Below are 15358 nucleotides of genomic sequence, written 5' to 3' on the forward strand. Positions count from 1 at the left end.
TTGGTTCGTCGGAAGCAGAGGAGCGATCACCGCCCACTGTCGGTCATCAAGCCAGAATTCTCCTGCCATGATTCAAACTCCCATTATTACCGAAGTGAATCATACAGAGATAATTTAATCAATAGTTTGATTGGGTTTTAACCCTAGAGCAATTCCAGCAACGATGTGTAGCGGTTTTGCGTCCGGCATGCGTGAAAACATAGCTCTAAGAAATCTTACATAGGTGGCATCACACCGTTGATGCCGACGGCGACCTGCGCGGCCGAGATGCTGCCGTCTGCTGCCCTTTCCGCCATGACGATCACACCGGCGCCCGGCTTCAAATCACCTTCCGTTGCCGGCGCAAAGGTGACGATCGGCGTACCCTCGGCAATCGAGATGGTCTTTTCCTTGCCCTGATAGGTGAGCGTGATCGTGTGGCCGTCGACGGCCTTGACCGCATTGCTGACGGTTGCATTCGTCATCGAGCTGTTCGGCTGCACATCCCATGGACGGCTGCCTTCGCCGGTGCCCTTCATCGCGGCCGGGAAAATCAGCACTTCGATCGCGCCATCGGGACCCGTGCCTTTCGGCAGGGAGGCGACGCCGACAAAATCGCCGACCTTGATGTCATCGACGGACGCATTTCTGATACCCGCGACCTTCCAACCAGACTTAAGCGCCACCGTCGCATCGCTGCCCTCGCGGGTCTTGACCGTCAGCGTGTCACCGTTGAGGCTCTCGATCGTGCCACGCACGCGCACGCGCTGGTTTTCCTGCGCGCCCACCGCCTGCGAAAGGCCGAGCACGACGAGACTGCTGGCGGCAAGCGCCATGAATATTCCGGTATAGGGTTTGCGAGACATGTGACTCTTCCTTGTAGCCATTGGTCGGCACGATCCCCGGCTGCCGGAGTGCCACTCTATGCCGCATGACGCGGCGTGGGCGAATCAAGGAAAAGTGAGGAAAGCGAACCCCGGCAACCCGATCCCGGGCACCGGAAGTCCGCAAAAGATCTTTGAAAAGACTGGCTCAGCCAGCAGCAGACATATCCATGTACATGATTTCCCAGACATGGCCGTCGAGGTCCTGGAAGCTGCATCCATACATCGGACCCATATCGAGGATCGGCTTCCAAGGCTTGCCGCCCGCCGCCAGCGCCTTCTTGAGGTAGTCATCCACCTCGGCGCGGCTGCCGGCCGAAAGGCAGGTCAACACTTCCTTGCCCTTGGATGTATCGGCGATATCGCCCTCGATGAATTGCTGGAAATGGCCGTGGGTCAGCAGCATCACATAAATATTTTCCTCGACGATCATGCAGGCTGCATCGTCGGTGGTAAAATTCGGATTGTAGGAAAAGCCGAGCGCCGAGAAGAATTCCTTCGACCTGACGAGATCCTTGACCGGCAAGTTCACGAAAATCATGCGCATGAAAAATCTCCCTTATGACGTGGCGGCACCATTGCCGTGATCACGTTCGGCCCAAGGACGGAGAAAACCTACGCGATCCGACACTTCAGGAATTTTTTATCGGATCAGCCTTCCAGCTCCTCGCGCAGCATTTCGAGTTCCAGCCATTCCTCTTCCATCTTGGTCAGGCTTTCGCGCAGCTTCTCCATCTCCGATGCCAGCCGGTTGAAGGTTGCTGGGTCCTTGGTGAAGAGGTTCGGATCGGCCATCTTCTGCTCGCGCCTGGCGATCTCGGTTTCCGCCTTGGCCATTTCCTTCGGCAGGTTTTCGAGTGCGAATTTCTGCTTGTAGGAGAGTTTTACCTTCGAGACAGAGGGTGCGGCAGCGTCCTGCGTCTTCGGTCTTTCCGCTTTCTCGGCCCTGCGGCGCTCCTCGGCCGCACCCTTGCGCTGCGCCAGCATGTCGGAATAGCCGCCGGCATATTCGATCCAGCGCCCATCCGGCGTTTCCGGATCGGCAGGCGCGATCGTCGAGGTCACGGTCCGGTCGAGAAAATCGCGGTCGTGGCTGACGAGGATGACGGTGCCGGCAAAGCCCGTGACGATTTCCTGCAGGAGATCCAGCGTCTCGATGTCGAGGTCGTTGGTCGGTTCGTCGAGAATGAGCAGGTTCGCTGGCCGTGACAGGATGCGCGCCAGCATCAGACGGGCACGTTCGCCGCCGGAGAGGTTCTTGATCGGCGTGCGCGCCTGCTCCGGCTGGAAGAGGAATTCCTTCATGTAGCCGGTCACGTGCCGCTGCTCGCCATTGACGAGCAAGTTCTCGCCACGCCCATCCGTCAGATAGTTGGCAAGCGTATCCTCCAGATTCAGGTCCTCGCGCTTCTGGTCGAGGGTAGCGATATCGAGATTGGTGCCGAGCTTCACCGTGCCGCTGTCGGGCGCAAGCTGGCCAGTCAGCATCTTCAAAAGCGTCGTCTTGCCGGCGCCGTTCGGGCCGACGAGACCGATACAGTCGCCGCGATGCACGCGGATCGAAAACGGCGCGACGATCGGCCTGTGGTCATAGCTCTTGGTGATCTTGTCCGCCTCGATCACCAGCTTGCCGGATTCCTGCGTATCGGAAGCGCTTGCCTGTACCGTTCCCTGCGGACCCTTGTGGCCACGATATTGCGAACGCATCGTCTGCAGCTCGCCGAGCCGGCGCATATTGCGCTTGCGTCGTGCCGTCACGCCATAACGCAGCCAGTGCTCCTCACGCTCGATCGCCTTGCCGAGCTTGTGCTGCTCCAGCTCTTCCGCCTCCAGCACCTGGTCCCGCCACGCCTCGAAAAACGCAAAGCCCCTGTCGAGCCGGCGAGATGTGCCGCGGTCCAGCCAGACGGTCGCCGTCGAGACTTTTTCGAGGAAGCGGCGGTCGTGCGAGATCAGCACCAGTGCGCTGCGCGTCTTCTGCAATTCGCCTTCCAGCCACTCGATGGTCGGCAGGTCGAGATGGTTGGTTGGCTCGTCGAGCAGCAGGATGTCGGGCTCCGGCGCCAGCACGCGCGCAAGCGCTGCGCGGCGCGCCTCGCCGCCCGAAAGATTCCCAGGGTTTTCCTCGCCGGTCAGCCCCAGATGCGAAAGCAGGTAGGTGACCCGATAGGGATCGTCGCCCGGCCCGAGTCCGGCTTCGGCATAGGCCTGCACGGTCTCGAAGCCGCCAAAATCCGGCGCCTGCTCCAGATAGCGCACCGTGGCCGATGGATGGCGGAAGACCTCACCTGACTGCGCGTCGACGAGGCCGGCTGCGATCTTCAGAAGTGTCGATTTGCCCGAGCCGTTGCGGCCCACGAGACAGATCTTGTCACCGGACTCCACCTGCAAGGCTGCGCCGGCCAGAAGCGGTGCACCGCCGAAGCTCAGGAAGATATCGTCGAGTTTCAGAATGGGAGGCGCCAAGAATCAGACTCCGGAAAGATCATAGGGCCGCGCGAGCACGATGGCTCTGCCGCTGGCAAGCGAGAAGCGCACGGGGCCTTCCGCCACATTGGAGATGGTGCGCGACGAGCCGAAGGGCAAATGGAAGTCGGCGAGCGGATAGCGAGCATTTTCGATGAACAGGCCGCGCAGCTCGCTGAAGCCCGGCACGGAAAACAGGCTGCCCGGCGGAAGATCGATCTCCAGTGAGCCCGGAAGCAGAGGCACGGCCTCCTCGCTTCCTGAGGTCAGCAGCATATCGAAGCCTTCTTCCGCCAGCTCCACGGCGTAGAGCAGATGCTGCAGGGCGTGGTCGGACCGTTCGCCGCCCAGCGCACCCGCAAGGATCAGGCGCTTGGCGCCACGCTCGATCGCCTCTGTAACGGCAATTTCACCATCCGTCGCAGCCTTTGCGGCCGGATAGGGCTGGCGCGGCACGTCGGGGAAAGCGCCGTGGAGATCGGCGGGCGTCGAATCAAAATCGCCGACCCACAATTCCGGCACCACGCCCAGCGCCGCTGCGTGGCGCATGCCGCCGTCGGCCGCGATGAACCGGCTGTTCCGCACGGCGTCGCGCAGACGATCCGTCAGGCTGAGTGCCCCGCCGAGCAGGATAGTGAAGGTGGATTGGCTCATGGGCATTGCCCATAGCGCAAACGAGGGGTGAAGGGGAAGAGGCGCCGGATATCCGGTGCCTTTCCCTCAGAGCAATTCCCGCAAAAGTGTGCAGCGGTTTGCGACCGGAATTGCATCAATCAAATGCTTAGAAGCGGTAAGTTACACCGGCGCCGATCAGCCAGGGGTCAAGTTTCGCCTTGCCGCTGACATTGGCACCGCCGACGGTCGCATCGAAATCCGGACGCAGGAAGATCTTCTTCACATCCAGGTTCGCGCCCCAATGCTCATCGAACATGTAGTCGAAACCCGCCTGCAGCGCGACGCCGAATGTATTCTTCACGTCGAGGCTGTCGGCGCTCCTGCCGGACTGATTGTAGAAGACCGTGTAATTCACGCCTGCACCGAGATAGGGCTGGAAGGCACCGAAATCGGTGAAATGATATTGCAGCGTCAGCGTTGGCGGCAGAAGCCACGTCTTGCCGATTTCGCCCAAGCCGGCAATCGAGCCTTCACCACGCACATTGGCATAGGTCGTGCCGAGAATGAGTTCCGCGGAAATATTGTCGGTGAAGAAATAGGAGATATCCGCTTCCGGAACCACCGTGTCCGAATAAGAGAGACCGGATCCGGAAATGCCGTCCACCGAGCCATTATCGCGCGTGATCACGCCAAGGGCGCGAAGGCGCACCTGCCACGGGCTTTGCGTAGCGACGGGCGAGCCTGCAGAAGGCGCCATGTCGGCGGAAAAGGCCGCATGCCCGAAGGATGCAAAGACGATTGCGGCAAAAATACCTCTCAACCGAAGCGGATGATGTTTCATGTGAATCTCTCCTGATGTCGTCGAACGGGGAGAGACTTAGGCCTGCCTTGGATGGGTCGGCTTGAGCGAGATCAAACGCTGGGACTATTTTCGTTAGCCGGGCGTATCCTTGTCGCGGGATAGGAAGATCGCCTCATAACCGCCGATGAATTTCTCGAACAGCAGCGAGAAAGTGTCGATCTCTTCCTGCGGCCAGTCCCGCACGACCTCGGACACGAAGGCGAGCTTCTGGGCCCGGATTTCTGCCAGCAGATTTTTCCCGAGCGGAGTCATGACGACGACGATACGCCGCGCATCCGCCTGAGAAGCCTCACGACGCAGGACGTTGCGGCCAACCATATCAGACACGACGCGGCTCGCCCTCGACGGATCGATGCGCAACATCTCGGCAATGGCACCGACCGTCACCTCGCCGTTTTCCTGCGCGCGGCGCACGGCATCGAGTACGTCGAGATGCGAGAGCTCCAGATCCGGTGCCACGCTCTGGATCGCCAGCCGACCGATCAGTCGGCGGCCCGTCATCATTCGCATGCGCGTCATGGTGCGGCCGATGCGCGGCACGCTGTCTATGGGAGGATCATCAAGCTCCGTCGTTCTTGTCTTGGTCAGGGTCTCGTTCATGACGGAACCATAACAGACCGGACTCGAAAGTAAAATATGCCAATGTCAATAATGTGACATTKACAAATATATGCTATTAGCACATAAAGCATTGATGTAACGAAAATGGCCTTCCCATGGACATGCAACTTGCCCCCGCGCCGCTCGTGACGGATCCTCGTCGGCGGCTCATCCTCTTCTTCTTCCTGATGACCGCCATGTTCATGGCGACCCTGGATAACCAGATCGTCTCCACCGCACTGCCGACCATCGTCGGCGAGTTCGGTCATCTGGACCGCTTCGGCTGGATCGGTTCGGCCTATCTGCTGGCGCTGAGCGCGGTCATGCCGCTGTATGGGAAGCTCGGCGATCTCTTCGGCCGCAAATATGTGATGATGACGGCGATCGCGATCTTCACGGTCGGCTCCGCCGTCTGCGGTCTCGCCGTCTCGATGAACACGCTGATTGCCGCCCGCGTGCTGCAGGGTTTTGGCGGCGGCGGCATCATGGTTTCGATCTTCGCCGTCAACGCCGACCTCTTCGAGCCGCGCGAACGCGCCCGCTACCAGAGCTATTCCAGCCTCGTCCTGATGGCTTCCGGCGCCATCGGGCCGGTCCTCGGCGGCACAATGAGCGATCTCTTCGGCTGGCGCTCGATCTTCCTCGTCAACGTTCCGATCGGTTTCATCGTGCTTACCGGCCTCGCCTTCATGCTGCCCTATCGCAAGCCGCATCGCCGTCCGAAGATCGATTATGCCGGTGCGCTTCTGCTGGCGCTGACGACGACCAGCATCGTACTTGCGACCGACAGCAGCGAGCTTTTCGGCGCGTTGATCTCGCCGCAGAGCATCGGCATCGTCGCCTTCGGTGTCGTTTGCGCCATAACCTGGGTTTTCGTCGAGCGCCGCGCACCGGAGCCGATCGTCCCCTTGCCGCTTTTCCGCAATTCCACCTTCAGCCTGCTGCTGGTGATCTCGATCATGGGCGGCGCGATCGCCATCGGCATGGTCAACTACCTCGCGCTGTTCCTGCAGACGACGACAGGCCTTTCGCCATCCGGCGCCGGCCTGCTCTTCATCCTGCTGACAGGCGGCCTCGTCTGCGGCTCCCTGAATGCCGGTCGCATCATTTCGAAGACCGGCCGCTACAAGCCCTTCGCCATTGCCAGCCTCACGTGCAGCGCCATCGCTTTCGCACTGATCTCGCAGGTCCATGCCGGCACACCGATCGCCATCATCGGCGCGATCATGCTGCTGCACGGCATCGGTATCGGCCTTGCCCAGCAGGTTCCGGTCATCGGCGTACAGAATGCAGCGCCGGCCCGCGATGTGGGTGCCGCAACCGGCTCGGTCACCCTGTCGCGTATGGGCGGAGCGTCGATTGCCATCTCCATCTATGGTGCAATCATTGCATCGCAGCTGGGGAAGCTCGGTTCCTCCATCCCGGGCGTGCCCAATATCGAAGAACTGACGCCGAAAATGATGGCGGCACTTCCCGAAGCCAGCCGTCAGGCAGTCGCGAACGCTTATGCCGCAGCTTTCTCGCCGCTGTTCATGACCTCCTGCGGAATTGCCCTGATCGGCCTGGCTGCCGCCATCATGCTCAAGCCGGTGCAGCTGCCCCGCGCCGGCGAACCGAAGACCGGCCAGGCCAGCGTCGCCGCCGAAGCCGCAGAATGATATAGGCGCGCGGCGCGGCGCCTCTTCTTTTCAGTTCGGCAGAACTACCATTAATTGCATTCTTCGCGCGGACGTTATTGTTGCCCGCATCGGTCGCCGTAGTGACTGATTTTTTCCGTAATGCAGTCGGAATCTGCACTTGCGATGGGACTTTCGCCATAATTTCATCGGAGCGAGAAAGTGCCTCGACAGGTGAGGCATTGCCGAAATGCAACGGCGCCATATTTAGATGGAGTCTCGCTATGCAACCCACGCGGAAATCGGCTAAAGCAAAGACTTGGATCGGCCGATTGTGCAGCGCGAGAACCGGGGCGGAAGCCTATTGAATTTTCCTGGCAACGGCCGGCCCGAAGATGCGGCAGACCGGCGACTTAAAATGATGCGGAGAGACAGACTGGACAGCATGACGACGTGGAAATCGCCCGCGCTTTCCAGTGATGCCTTTGTTGCGCCGCGCCGTTGGGCGCGCCGTATCCTGCTGCTTTCGGCCTGCGTCGTGATGCTGAACGGCTGCGAGTCGTTGATCGAACAATCCTATCAGCCGACCGTCGGCCCTTCGTCCAATCCACAGATCGTCGACGAAGTGCAGAAAAACGACCCGCGCGCGGCCATGGGCGCCCGCGAGCATCCGCGCATCGTTGCGAGCTATGGCGGCGAATATAAGGACGCCCGAACCGAGCGCCTCGTCGCCCGCATCGCTGGCGCGCTGACGGCCGTGTCGGAAAATCCGAGCCAGTCCTACCGGATCACTATCCTGAATTCGCCCGCCATCAATGCCTTCGCCCTGCCGGGCGGTTACCTCTATGTCACCCGCGGCCTGCTCGCGCTCGCCAACGACGCCTCGGAAGTCGCGGCCGTACTCTCGCACGAGATGGGCCACGTCACTGCAAACCACGGCATCGAGCGCCAGAAGCGCGAAGAGGCGGAAGTCATTGCCAGCCGCGTTGTGGCTGAAGTTCTGTCGAGCGATATAGCCGGCAAGCAGGCGCTTGCCCGCGGCAAGCTGCGCCTCGCCGCCTTCTCCCGTCAGCAAGAACTGCAGGCCGACGTCATCGGCGTACGCATGCTCGGCGAAGCCGGCTACGATCCCTACGCCGCCGCCCGTTTCCTCGATTCCATGGCCGCCTACAGCCGCTTCATGTCGGTCGATCCGGAAGCCGACCAGAGCCTGGACTTCCTGTCGAGCCATCCGAATTCCGCCCAGCGCATCGAGCTTGCGCGCAGTCATGCCCGCGCTTTCGGCCAGGAAGGCTCGGTCGGCGACAAGGGCCGCGATTATTATCTCGACGGCATCGATGGCCTTCTCTATGGAGACAGCCCGGAAGAGGGCTATGTGCGCGGCCAGACCTTCCTGCATGGCGGCCTCGGCATCCGCTTCGATGTTCCGCCGGACTTCAATATCGACAACAAAGTCGAGGCGGTCATGGCGACCGGCCCGAACGACATCGCCGTTCGTTTCGACGGTGTCGCTGATAACCAGAACCAGAGCCTGACGAATTACATTTCCAGCGGCTGGGTTACCGGTCTCGATCCATCGAGCATCCGGCCGATCAACGTCAACGGCATGGAAGCTGCGACCGCCCGAGCCACGGCCGACCGCTGGGATTTCGATGTCACGGTCATCAGAAACAACAACCAGATATTCCGCTTCCTGACGGCCGTGCCGAAGGGCAGCCCTTCGCTGGAGCCGACCGCAGACGTCCTGCGTGCCAGCTTCCGCCGAATGACGCCGCAAGAAGCTGCCTCGCTGAAACCCCTGCGCGTGCGGGTGGTTACAGTCCGCCCCGGCGACAACATCACGACACTTGCCTCCCGCATGATGGGTACCGATCGGAAGCTCGATCTGTTCAAGCTGATCAATGCCCTGCCGACGGGTGCTGCCGTTTCTCCCGGCGACCGCGTGAAGATCATCGCCGAATGAAAAAAGCCCGGCTTACACCGGGCTAGTCTGTGCTGCTGGGGAGTAATTCCTGTCAGGCATAGGCTGCCATATGCGGGTCGGCGCTCACGAGCGCAGTGCGAAGCTTTTCCATCGCCCGGCTTTCAATCTGGCGCACGCGCTCCTTGGAAATGCCGAGGTCGGCACCGAGCTCTTCAAGTGTCGCTCCGTCTTCGGCAAGGCGCCGCGCGCTTATGATCTTCATTTCGCGTTCGTTGAGATGCTTGAGCGCCGATGCAAGCCAAATGCGGCGGCGTTCGCCGTCGATCATGTTGGAGACCTGCTCATCCGGTAGCGGCTCGTCGCTGACGAGGAAATCCATCTTTTCCGCACTGTCGGCATCGCCCGAGACGGAGGGCGCCTGCAGCGAGGCGTCATTACCGGACAGGCGCGCATCCATGGTCTGCACGTCGGCAAGGCTGACACCGAGGGCAGCGGCGATTTCCTGATGGATGGATTGCAGTGTCAGCTGCGTGTCGCCCTTGGCGAGCTTGGCACGCAAGCGCCGCAGATTGAAGAACAGCGCTTTCTGAGCGGAACTCGTACCGCCGCGCACGATCGACCAGTTGCGCAGAATATAGTCCTGGATCGAGGCCCGGATCCACCAGCTTGCATAAGTGGAAAAACGCACATCGCGCGCAKGTTCGAAACGAGCCGCAGCCTCCAGAAGCCCGACATAGCCCTCCTGTACGAGATCGCTCATCGGCAGGCCGAAATTACGGAATTTGCCTGCCATGGAAATGACGAGGCGCATGTGTGCCATGGCGATCTGGTTGCGGGCGCCACGATCGTCATGGTCCTTCCAGCGGATAGCGAGATTATGTTCTTCTTCGCGGGCGAGATAGGGAGCCGCCATTGCTATTTTGATCATGCGCCGATCTGCAGACATGTTCTTCATATCGCTCTCCTAAACAGGCCACGGCCCAAAAATGAACAAGCAAACATTGTTTCCGGAACATCGCTGCGCCGGAGTAAACTAAGGTCCTGAATGCATGAGGGCCTCGCTCCTGGACTTTTCAGGAGGAGGCCCTATTTCTCATCATATGCCGCTGAAGCGGCTGGATTGGATCGGTTTCTTGAGATTGCCGGAAAGGCAAATTCTGGAAATCATGACCCGCTCCTCATCGAACACTCACAGCTTAGGCGGAAGTCAAACCGAGCTTCATGGGCTCCGGTTAAGTCCGCATCACTGTGTATCAACGTCGTGGCGGCGAAAAAGTTCCAATAAAAAACCCGACACAAAGGCCGGGTTTTTTTATCAGCAAAAACAATGCGCTATTAAGCGGCTTCGTCCTGCGAGTCATCTTCCTCGATTGCCTTGCCACGCTTCGGACCCTTGTTGAGATTGGTCTCGACGAGGCGAACGGCTTCGGTTTCAGACATCTTGTTGACAGCAGCGATTTCGCGAGCCATGCGATCGAGGGCAGCTTCATAGAGCTGACGCTCGGAATAGGACTGCTCCGGCTGGTTTTCAGCGCGGTAGAGATCGCGAACGACTTCTGCGATGGAAATCAGGTCGCCGGAATTGATCTTGGCATCGTATTCCTGGGCGCGGCGTGACCACATGGTGCGCTTGACGCGAGCCTTGCCCTGCACGACCTTGAGGGCGCGCTCGACGAAGTCGGTTTCGGAAAGCTTGCGCATGCCGATGCTCATGGCCTTCGCGACCGGAACCTTCAGACGCATCTTGTCCTTTTCGAAATCGATGACGAAAAGTTCAAGCTTCATGCCGGCGACTTCTTGCTCTTCGATAGCCGTGATGGTACCGACGCCGTGCGCGGGGTACACGATCGATTCACCAGTCTTGAAGCCGTGACGTGCGGTAGAAGGTTTTTTCTGCTGGATGGTCATTCTAATCAAAAACTCCCTGTTACGCTTCCGGCGGCGGCCGGAGCCGGGTCAGTCAGGCCCGGATGAGACGGTTATATCCGTCGGGTGACTTCACTCTGGTTCCACCAGACAGAAGCAAAAGATATCCTGGCGCGCGATCTTGGGATCCGACAGCTCAAGTTACTGATATGTCACGGAAACCGCGTGCGGATTTGTTTTACTTTCGTGATGGTTTTTGGGCATGCGTCATGCCACAAATGGAACAGTGTGGTGAACGTATCACAAAAATATGAGGAAATCAATAATTTGCTTAACGTGAGTCATGTGGGCAACACATAGCCCCCATGTGACTCACGCGTAATTTGAAACGTTTAAGCGGCCGCTGAACCCGGTTTCAATGGCCTTCCACTTCGAAAATTTCAGTCGCCGCTGCCGGGCTTTTCCGAGAAGTATTTCTCGAATTTTCCGGTCTCGCCGTCCATCTCCTTGGCCTCCGGCATCGGCTCCTTCTTGACCGTGATATTCGGCCAGATAGCAGCATATTCGGCGTTGACCTTCAGCCACTTGTCGAGACCCGGTTCGGTGTCGGGCTTGATCGCCTCAGCCGGACATTCCGGCTCGCACACGCCGCAATCGATGCATTCATCGGGATGAATGACGAGGAAGTTCTCGCCTTCGTAGAAACAGTCGACGGGGCAGACTTCAACACAATCGGTGTATTTGCAGCGAATGCAATTGTCAGTCACGACATAGGTCATGAAGAACTCCAGGATTTCCATACGGGCGGGGCCGGGCAACCTGGAACGTCGCGCCTGTCCCCTGAGCCGGAGAGAAAGCGTGAGCAGGCTTGGGAGGCAAGCACGCTACCCGGCAGGTTGTGTGTGACGTATCGGCTTTGCAGCAGGATTTCAAGGACAAACGATCTTCGAAAAGCTGACGGTAGGAAGAGTTTTCTAATCCTCATCCGACATCAGCCTGTCGATTGCGCGCCGTTCCTTTTTCGTCGGCCTGCCTGAACCCGTGGTGCGAATTGCCTGCTCGTAAGGGGTGAGGCGTTTTGCCTCATCCGGAGGCGGCGACAGATCCTCATAGAGCAGCCTCGCCTCCTCATAGGGTCCTCGCCGGTCTCCAGGCAGCCGGACCACAAGAACGACCCCTCGCCGCTCCAGCGTGATCTMGACGCGGTCGCCAAACTTCACCATCTGACTCGGCTGAGCACAGCGCGCTCCATTGATGCTGACATGACCGGACTGGATATGGCTCTGCGCCAGTGAGCGTGATTTCACCATGCGTGTGAAGAACAGCCATTTGTCGATGCGCTGGCGCGAATCGCTTCCTGGCTGTGTCTCTCCACCCATGATTACTTCTTCATCTGCTCCTTGAGCGCTGCAAGTTTGGCGAAGGGCGAATCCGGATCGATCGGCTTCTCCTTGCGCGGCGGCTTGGCCTCGAAGCGCAGCGGCTGCGAATTGCCGCGGTTGTTATTGTTGCGATCCTTGCGGTCACCGCGGTCCTGACGGTCGCCGCGCTGTTCGTTCCGGTCGTTGCGCGCCTGCTGTGGCCTGCCGCCGTCACGATTACCGCCGTCGCGATTGCCTCCGTCACGGTTGCCACCATCCCGGTTACGGTTGTTGTGGCGATTGCCGTCACGGGCCTCGCCGCCTTCACCGCCGCCAGGGCGGCGATTGCGGTCGCCGCGTTCCTGACCCTGCCCCTGGCCCTGTCGTTCGCCCTGGCCGCCGCGACGATCGCCATGACCGCGCGCCTGGCGCTGGTTTTCGTTACGGCCACCGAGGCGCCACAGGAGAACCGGCTTCGGCTCTGCAGCCTCAGCCTCAGCCTCGCCTGCTTCACTCGAAACTTCGGCTGGTGCAGGCGTTTCCGCAGCCACAGGTGCGGCCTCGACCGCGGGCGCTTCTTCCGCAGCGCCATCTGCGTCGTCATGATCGGCCTTTTCGCCAGCTTCCTCCGCCGCGGCCTCAGTGGCCGCTGCAGGAGCCGATGCCACGTCTTGCGTCGCAAGGAATGCAGCGGCCTCTTCGGCCTTCACGGCGTCGGCGCGATAGCCGAGACCTTTGAGGATCTCTTCCATGTCTTCCAGCGTCGCGCCGAGAATGGACAGCATCGCCGTCGTCGTCGTAAAGCGGCGACCGTCATAAGCGCCTTCCGGACGACTGGCCTGACCCGGCTTCCACTGCAGGAGCGGACGGATAAGGTCTGCCAGACGCTCGAGGATATCGATACGCACCGCGCGCTTGCCGAGGAAACGGAAGCCGGCGAGCTTATAGAACATGCGCTCGAAGCTCGGATCGGTGACGACAGAGGTGCGGCCAGCGGCCAGCACCGGAATGAGGTCGCCATGACCCGGCTTGTCGAGCCCGTCATTCTTCAGGGCCCAGAGCAGAGTGATGAGCTCTGCCGGTGCCGGCTTCAGAAGCGCCGGTACGAAGATGTGGTAGGCGCCGAAGCGGATGCCGTAACGTCGCATGGAGGCGCGCGCATCCTGATCCAGAGATTTCACCTCTTCCGTCACGTCACGGCGGAAGAGCACGCCGAGATTCTCGACGAGCTGGAAGGCAAGCCCCTTGGCAAGGCCCTGCAGGTCTTCAGCGCGCGACAGATCGTCGAGCGGCTTCAGCACCGTGCTGATATGATGGTTGACGAAGCGCTCGATACGGGCAGCGACATGATCGCGCGCATTGCCCGTAAGCTGCTCGTCGGCAAGCAGGATGACGCGCGGACGCATCACATGATCGCTGCCGGAAAGACGTCCGACGGGGTCGCCAAGCCAACGCACAAGGCCATCCGAACCGATCGCCAGATCGGCATTGCCTGCGGCATGCAGGCGTGCTGCGCGGGCTTCGAATTCAAGCGCGAGCGCCTTCTGGGACGCAGCCTGAACCGCCCTGGCGTCCGGTCCGTCCGTTCCACCAACAGGCGTAAAACGGAACCCGCTCAACTGCCCCACATGATGTCCTTCAACAAAGACATCGCCATTCACACTGATTTCAGCTTCCAGCATCGCATTCTCTCTCAGGCGCTTCATGAGCACAGATGTCCTGCGATCAACAAAGCGTTTCGTCAACCTTTCATGTAACGCATCGGACAATCGATCTTCGATTTCCCGCGTCTTTTCCTGCCAGTGTGTCGGATCGGCAAGCCAACCGGGCCGATTCGAAACATAGGTCCAGGTTCTTATCTGCGCGATTCGCGCCGAAAGCGTGTCAATTTCCCCATCTGTACGATCGGAGCGGTGAACCTGCTCCGCTAAAAACTGCTCGTTCACCGTGCCATAGCGCACAAGATCGGAAAAGAGGGTAGAAATAAGATCGGCATGTTGCGCTGGCGTTATGCGCCGGTAATCCGGTAGAGCGCAAGCCTCCCACAGTTTTTCGACGCGCGCCGGCGCGTTTGCGAGATCGACGATTTCCGGATACCGCGACAGATGTTCGAGCGCCTGCTGGTCGACCGCAGGCAGCGCCCGCGTCAGACCGGGTACACGAGGACCTGTTTCAAGGCTCGCCCGCAGGGATTGTATCGAGGAAAAATCGAGATCCTTGGTCCGCCACTGCAGAACCTTGACGTTGTCGAACTCATGGCCCTCGATGCGCTGCACCAGCTCTTCGTCGAACGGCGAGACCTGACCGGTTACGCCGAAGGTCCCGTCGCGCGTATGACGTCCTGCGCGTCCGGCAATCTGGCCGAGTTCGCCAGGATTGAGATTGCGGAACTGATAGCCGTCGAACTTCCGATCCTGCGCGAAGGCCACATGATCGACATCGAGGTTGAGACCCATGCCGATCGCATCGGTGGCGACAAGATATTCGACGTCGCCTTCTTGGTAGAGCGCCACTTGCGCATTGCGGGTGCGGGGACTGAGCGCCCCGAGCACGACGGCTGCCCCGCCCCGCTGGCGCCGGATCAGCTCTGCGATCGCATAGACCTCGTCCGCCGAAAAGGCGACGATTGCCGAGCGCTGCGGCAGCCGGGTGATCTTCTTCTGCCCAGCATAGAGAAGGTGGGAAAGCCGCGGCCGCTCGGTGACGGTTATCCCCGGCAGAAGCTGCTGGAGGATCGGCCGCATGGTGCCGGCACCAAGCAGAAGCGTCTCGTCGCGGCCGCGCAGATGCAGGATGCGGTCTGTAAAAATATGGCCGCGCTCGAGGTCGCCTGCAAGCTGGACTTCGTCAATGGCGACAAACGCAGCCTTGGTTTCTCGCGGCATCGCCTCGACCGTGCAGACGGAGAAACGCGCATTCGGCGGCGAGATCTTCTCTTCGCCCGTCACCAGCGCCACATTATGGGCGCCGACCTTTTCCACCACGCGCGTATAGACTTCACGCGCAAGCAGGCGAAGCGGCAGGCCAATGACACCAGTGCCATGCGCCACCATGCGCTCGATCGCGTAATGGGTCTTGCCGGTATTGGTCGGCCCGAGCACCGCGGTCACGCCGCGCCCGCTCAGTATCATCGGCTGCGAAGTCAGGGTCATGGTCCATGCAAGTGAGGCGGGGCGCCCCGGGGT

The 15358-nt window shown here is 60.3% G+C and carries 13 protein-coding genes; 2 read left to right on the forward strand and 11 right to left on the reverse strand.

The window, feature by feature from the left end:
• Window positions 1-215: 215 nt before the first annotated feature.
• The 6 genes from AC1DNW_RS32830 to AC1DNW_RS32855 form a co-directional block, all read right to left on the reverse strand.
• Window positions 216-845 carry a DUF5666 domain-containing protein gene (locus AC1DNW_RS32830; protein ID WP_113312032.1) on the reverse strand — a complete coding sequence of 210 codons (630 nt, stop codon included), beginning with the start codon at window positions 843-845 and terminating at the stop codon, window positions 216-218.
• Window positions 846-1011: 166 nt separating this feature from the next.
• The gene (locus tag AC1DNW_RS32835) at window positions 1012-1410 is read right to left on the reverse strand and encodes a VOC family protein (protein WP_113312033.1); all 399 of its coding nucleotides are present in this window, start codon (window positions 1408-1410) and stop codon (window positions 1012-1014) included.
• A 104-nt stretch (window positions 1411-1514) separates the two neighbouring features.
• Window positions 1515-3329, reverse strand: a complete 1815-nt coding sequence (locus AC1DNW_RS32840) for an ABC-F family ATP-binding cassette domain-containing protein (protein ID WP_113312034.1) — start codon at window positions 3327-3329, stop codon at window positions 1515-1517.
• Window positions 3330-3332: 3 nt separating this feature from the next.
• On the reverse strand, window positions 3333-3989 hold the full coding sequence (locus AC1DNW_RS32845) for a thiamine diphosphokinase (protein ID WP_477855493.1): 657 nt from the start codon (window positions 3987-3989) through the stop codon (window positions 3333-3335).
• 121 nt (window positions 3990-4110) lie between these two features.
• Window positions 4111-4785, reverse strand: coding sequence for an OmpW/AlkL family protein (locus AC1DNW_RS32850; protein WP_113312036.1), 675 nt, complete (start codon window positions 4783-4785; stop codon window positions 4111-4113).
• 93 nt (window positions 4786-4878) lie between these two features.
• Window positions 4879-5406 (reverse strand): MarR family winged helix-turn-helix transcriptional regulator, encoded by a 528-nt coding sequence (locus AC1DNW_RS32855; protein WP_113312037.1) that lies wholly within the window; start codon window positions 5404-5406, stop codon window positions 4879-4881.
• A gap of 116 nt (window positions 5407-5522) precedes the next feature.
• Between AC1DNW_RS32855 and AC1DNW_RS32860 the strand changes: the two genes are divergently transcribed.
• Both AC1DNW_RS32860 and AC1DNW_RS32865 read left to right on the forward strand, forming a co-directional pair.
• The gene (locus AC1DNW_RS32860) at window positions 5523-7064 is read left to right on the forward strand and encodes an MDR family MFS transporter (RefSeq protein WP_113312038.1); all 1542 of its coding nucleotides are present in this window, start codon (window positions 5523-5525) and stop codon (window positions 7062-7064) included.
• 376 nt (window positions 7065-7440) lie between these two features.
• A complete protein-coding gene (locus AC1DNW_RS32865; RefSeq protein ID WP_113299654.1) occupies window positions 7441-8985 on the forward strand; it encodes a M48 family metalloprotease in 1545 nt (514 codons plus the stop codon).
• A 52-nt stretch (window positions 8986-9037) separates the two neighbouring features.
• On the opposite strand, the gene AC1DNW_RS32870 is transcribed toward AC1DNW_RS32865, so the two are convergent.
• The 5 genes from AC1DNW_RS32870 to AC1DNW_RS32890 form a co-directional block, all read right to left on the reverse strand.
• Window positions 9038-9901: an RNA polymerase factor sigma-32 gene (locus AC1DNW_RS32870; RefSeq protein WP_477855494.1), complete on the reverse strand. Its 864-nt coding sequence runs from the start codon at window positions 9899-9901 to the stop codon at window positions 9038-9040.
• A gap of 380 nt (window positions 9902-10281) precedes the next feature.
• Window positions 10282-10854, reverse strand: coding sequence for a CarD family transcriptional regulator (locus AC1DNW_RS32875; protein ID WP_113299540.1), 573 nt, complete (start codon window positions 10852-10854; stop codon window positions 10282-10284).
• A gap of 398 nt (window positions 10855-11252) precedes the next feature.
• Window positions 11253-11591: a ferredoxin FdxA gene (gene fdxA, locus AC1DNW_RS32880; protein ID WP_113299653.1), complete on the reverse strand. Its 339-nt coding sequence runs from the start codon at window positions 11589-11591 to the stop codon at window positions 11253-11255.
• 195 nt (window positions 11592-11786) lie between these two features.
• Window positions 11787-12191 carry an RNA-binding S4 domain-containing protein gene (locus AC1DNW_RS32885; RefSeq protein WP_477855495.1) on the reverse strand — a complete coding sequence of 135 codons (405 nt, stop codon included), beginning with the start codon at window positions 12189-12191 and terminating at the stop codon, window positions 11787-11789.
• A gap of 2 nt (window positions 12192-12193) precedes the next feature.
• Window positions 12194-15325 carry a helicase-related protein gene (locus AC1DNW_RS32890; RefSeq protein WP_113312040.1) on the reverse strand — a complete coding sequence of 1044 codons (3132 nt, stop codon included), beginning with the start codon at window positions 15323-15325 and terminating at the stop codon, window positions 12194-12196.
• Between the last annotated feature and the right edge of the window lie 33 nt (window positions 15326-15358).

This window comes from Rhizobium sp. 05L429 (assembly GCF_056397645.1).

Bases quoted from the DNA above. Each gene is read 5' to 3' on its own strand.
- AC1DNW_RS32845 (WP_477855493.1), bottom strand. From the start codon at position 3,989: ATGCCCATGAGCCAATCCACCTTCACTATCCTGCTCGGCGGGGCACTC.
- AC1DNW_RS32835 (WP_113312033.1), bottom strand. From the start codon at position 1,410: ATGCGCATGATTTTCGTGAACTTGCCGGTCAAGGATCTCGTCAGGTCG.
- AC1DNW_RS32875 (WP_113299540.1), bottom strand. From the start codon at position 10,854: ATGACCATCCAGCAGAAAAAACCTTCTACCGCACGTCACGGCTTCAAG.
- AC1DNW_RS32865 (WP_113299654.1), top strand. From the start codon at position 7,441: ATGATGCGGAGAGACAGACTGGACAGCATGACGACGTGGAAATCGCCC.
- AC1DNW_RS32855 (WP_113312037.1), bottom strand. From the start codon at position 5,406: ATGAACGAGACCCTGACCAAGACAAGAACGACGGAGCTTGATGATCCT.
- AC1DNW_RS32890 (WP_113312040.1), bottom strand. From the start codon at position 15,325: ATGACCCTGACTTCGCAGCCGATGATACTGAGCGGGCGCGGCGTGACC.
- AC1DNW_RS32860 (WP_113312038.1), top strand. From the start codon at position 5,523: ATGGACATGCAACTTGCCCCCGCGCCGCTCGTGACGGATCCTCGTCGG.
- AC1DNW_RS32830 (WP_113312032.1), bottom strand. From the start codon at position 845: ATGTCTCGCAAACCCTATACCGGAATATTCATGGCGCTTGCCGCCAGC.
- fdxA (WP_113299653.1), bottom strand. From the start codon at position 11,591: ATGACCTATGTCGTGACTGACAATTGCATTCGCTGCAAATACACCGAT.
- AC1DNW_RS32850 (WP_113312036.1), bottom strand. From the start codon at position 4,785: ATGAAACATCATCCGCTTCGGTTGAGAGGTATTTTTGCCGCAATCGTC.